The sequence below is a fragment of the Streptomyces glaucescens genome (assembly GCF_002154375.1).
Classification (GTDB): Bacteria; Actinomycetota; Actinomycetes; order Streptomycetales; family Streptomycetaceae; genus Streptomyces; species Streptomyces glaucescens.
On the sequence record NZ_MUND01000608.1, the window covers coordinates 1 to 3,156 of the forward strand.

A 3,156-nucleotide genomic window follows, 5' to 3' on the forward strand; every position below is an offset into this window, starting at 1 on the left:
GCCCAGGCATTCCTCACCCTGCGGCGGCTCGACCCAAAAGTCCGCACACCGGCCTGACCCTCTACCAGGTCCTCGATCTCCTCCAGGACCTGCTGAGGTGCTGGACCGGCACCTGCACCACCTGCGGACGACCGCTACCCACCCGACGAGACCGCCACAGACAGGCCAGAACCTAACGAAGTACTACTAGGACGGGTCGCCGGGGCGTGCCCCAGCGCGGTCCCCCGGCCCGACGGGCCTGAGCACACGCCCGTCCGTCCCCGCGGTGCCACCACCCCCGGCGGCGATGACACACTCTGCTGCGTGCCGCTGACCTTCGACGACCTCCTCATCCGTGCCCGCGCCCTCGCCACGGACGGACGGCGGGCCCTGCTCGGTATCGCCGGGGCGCCCGGCGCGGGCAAGACGACGCTGGCCGAACGCCTGGTGCGCGAGCTGAACGGGAATGGGGACTCATGGGTCGCCCATGTCCCCATGGACGGCTTCCACCTCGCCGACGCCGAGCTGGAACGCCTCGGGCGCCGGGACCGCAAGGGCGCGCCGGACACCTTCGACGCGGCCGGGTACGCGGCCCTGCTGCGCCGGCTGCGCGAGGACGCCGACGGCGAGGACGTCGTGTACGCACCGGGGTTCGAGCGCGTCCTCGAACAGCCGCTCGCCGGTGCGGTGCCGGTGGAGCCGGCGGCCCGCCTGGTCGTGACGGAGGGGAACTACCTGCTGCTGGACACGGGGGCGTGGGCGCGGGTACGGCCGCAGCTGGACGAGGTCTGGTTCTGCGAACTGGACGAGGGCGAACGGGTCCGCCGGCTCGTGGCCCGGCACGAGGCGTTCGGCAAGGCGCACGCGGAGGCGGTGGCCTGGGTGCGGCGCACCGACCAGCGCAACGCCGAACTCGTCGCCGCGACCCGGGAGCGCGCGGACCTGGTGGTGCCGGTCGCGGACCTCGCCGGACGGCGCACGCGCACGACTCACCGGTGAGGCCCGGCCCCCCGGCGGCGAGGTTTTGCCCCGCGGCCCCGGGCGGTCGGCCGCGAGTGCCGCTCGCTCACCGTCCGCCGCAGGTGGGGGCCGTGCGGCGGCCCTGGTGAACGCGGTGCGTGGGTTATGTTGAAACTCCGTGGGAAGCAAAGGAGGCGCACCGGTGCCATCGCCGCAGCAGGCACGCGCACAGGCATCCGCGATCACCTCGGGAAAGATCGCACCGGAGGTGGAGGCCGCCCCGACTTCCCAGCTCAGGGCGCTTTTCGACCGGCCTCGGCTGTCCCCGGGGCAGCGGCGCATCGCCCAGTACCTGATCGAGCACATCACCGAGGCGGCGTTCCTGTCGATCACCGATCTCGCGGAGCGGGTGGGGGTGAGCCAGCCGTCGGTGACGCGGTTCGCCGCGGCCGTCGGCTTCAGCGGCTACCCCGCGCTGCGCGAGAAGCTCCAGTCGATCGCGCTCGGCACCCTGGCCGGCGGGCCGGCCGAGGAGGACCGCGCCAACGAGCTGCAGGCGGCGGTGGACGCCGAGATCGAGAACCTGGAGAACCTGCGGCGCGACTTCGCCGACCCCGACCGGGTCATCGCGATCGGCCGCGAGCTGTCCGCGTCGACCCCGCTGACCGTGCTGGGGCTGCGCATCTCCGCCTCGCTGGCCGAGTACTTCGCGTATGCGGCGCGCCGGATCCACCCGGACGTGCGGCTGGTGACCCTGGGCGGCACCGTCGCCTACGACGCGCTGCTCCAGTCCCGGGAGGCGGGCGGCACCTGGGTGCTGGCGTTCTCGCTGCCCCGGCACGCACAGGAGACCCTGACCGCGGTGCGGGTGGCCCGCGGCGCGGGGCTGCGCGTCGCGCTGATCACCGATCTCGCGCTGGGTCCGGTGGCCGACGAGGCCGACATCACCTTCGCCACCGGCACCGGTTCCCGGCTGGTCTTCGACTCCTACGCCGCGCCCGGTGTGATGGCCGCCGCCCTCCTCCAGGCGATGACCGACGCCGACCCGGAGCGGACCCAGGCCCGGCTGGAGTCGTACGAGCAGATCTCCGACCAGCACCAGTTCTTCCTGCGGGACTGACCGTCCCCACACGGAACGAACACCCCACCGCCGAAGCACGACACAACGGGACACTTGCGCCGAAAGCGCGCATGAATGTTTTCATACGTCTTGCAAAGGCGACGGCATATATAAATACTGCTCGCGGATCCCGCACAGGAACTCCCGGAGCCGCCGTTCCCACCCACGGCGGCCCCGGGTGTCCGGCCGGGCGTCGCACCACGCGCGCCCACGGCGGCGGGCCCCCGGCCATCCCCTAGGCCGGGGGCCCGCCGCGTCCGTCGTCCCTCCTCCAGCGACGCAGCACATTGGAAGCGATGCTCATGACCCTGACGACCACGCGCATCAGCCCGGACTGGCCGTGCCAGGTCAAGACGCCCGGCAGTTACGACTGGGAGCGCTCGGCGGCCAAGTGGCTGCGCGAGCTGGTGCCGTCGCGGTACGCCAGCTACCCGGCCCTGATCCGCCACCCCGTGCTGCTCGCCCGGCACGCCCAGCTCCAGGTCCAGCAGGAGATCCGCGTCGCCCGGACCGCCCTGCAGACCGCCCGCGCCGACCTGCCCCGCCTCGGCATGCCCGAGTCGGTCATCGAGCACACGATCAAGCTCTACGCCGCCGAAGTGCTGCAACTCCAGCACATCGCCCGCAGCGTGCGCGCCGTCAGCCAGGCCCTGGTCGACCACGCCGCCGGCCGCTGAGCGGGCCCGCCGTAACCATCGCGCCCCACAACGCGTTCACGACCACAGGGCCGCGCCCGCCGTTCCCGCGATGTGCCATGCTCGACGCGTGACGAGCGAGTCTGCGGGTCCCACCTGGTCCGACGCCGGACCCGACGCGCCCGGATCGTCCGGGTTCGTCGCCAGGCAGCGAGCCGAGCCGGACCGGCTGCGCGATCGCACCGCCGCGGCGGTGCTGGAGCGCGCCAAGGGCGCCCTCATGGCTCTGACCGGTTGTTCCGCCGAATCGGCGCACGAAGAACTGCTGAAGCGGGCCGAGACGGGCCACCGCACCCTGATCGAGGAGTGCTGGATCGCGCTCGGGAACCTGACCGGCACACCGCGGGCATGGCCGTCCGACCTCCCGGCCCGGCCCGGCCGCCCCGTCCCGGTGTCCCGGCC

Annotated in this window: 4 protein-coding genes; all 4 read left to right on the top strand. The window is 73.1% G+C overall.

The window, feature by feature from the left end; genetic code table 11:
• Positions 1-303: 303 nt before the first annotated feature.
• The gene (locus CCN42_RS32905) at positions 304-978 is read left to right on the top strand and encodes a nucleoside/nucleotide kinase family protein (RefSeq protein ID WP_086741063.1); all 675 of its coding nucleotides are present in this window, start codon (positions 304-306) and stop codon (positions 976-978) included.
• Between the two features lie 163 nt (positions 979-1,141).
• Complete coding sequence (locus CCN42_RS32910; RefSeq protein WP_169731568.1) at positions 1,142-2,059, top strand: MurR/RpiR family transcriptional regulator; 918 nt, start codon at positions 1,142-1,144, stop codon at positions 2,057-2,059.
• Between the two features lie 296 nt (positions 2,060-2,355).
• Positions 2,356-2,736 carry a hypothetical protein gene (locus tag CCN42_RS32915; RefSeq protein ID WP_086741065.1) on the top strand — a complete coding sequence of 127 codons (381 nt, stop codon included), beginning with the start codon at positions 2,356-2,358 and terminating at the stop codon, positions 2,734-2,736.
• A gap of 88 nt (positions 2,737-2,824) precedes the next feature.
• Positions 2,825-3,156, top strand: a 332-nt coding sequence (locus tag CCN42_RS32920) for an ANTAR domain-containing protein (RefSeq protein WP_245877579.1), incomplete at its 3' end; no start/stop codon positions are given.

Coding starts and splice junctions, on each gene's coding strand:
- CCN42_RS32915 (WP_086741065.1), top strand. CDS start 2,356: ATGCTCATGACCCTGACGACCACGCGCATCAGCCCGGACTGGCCGTGC.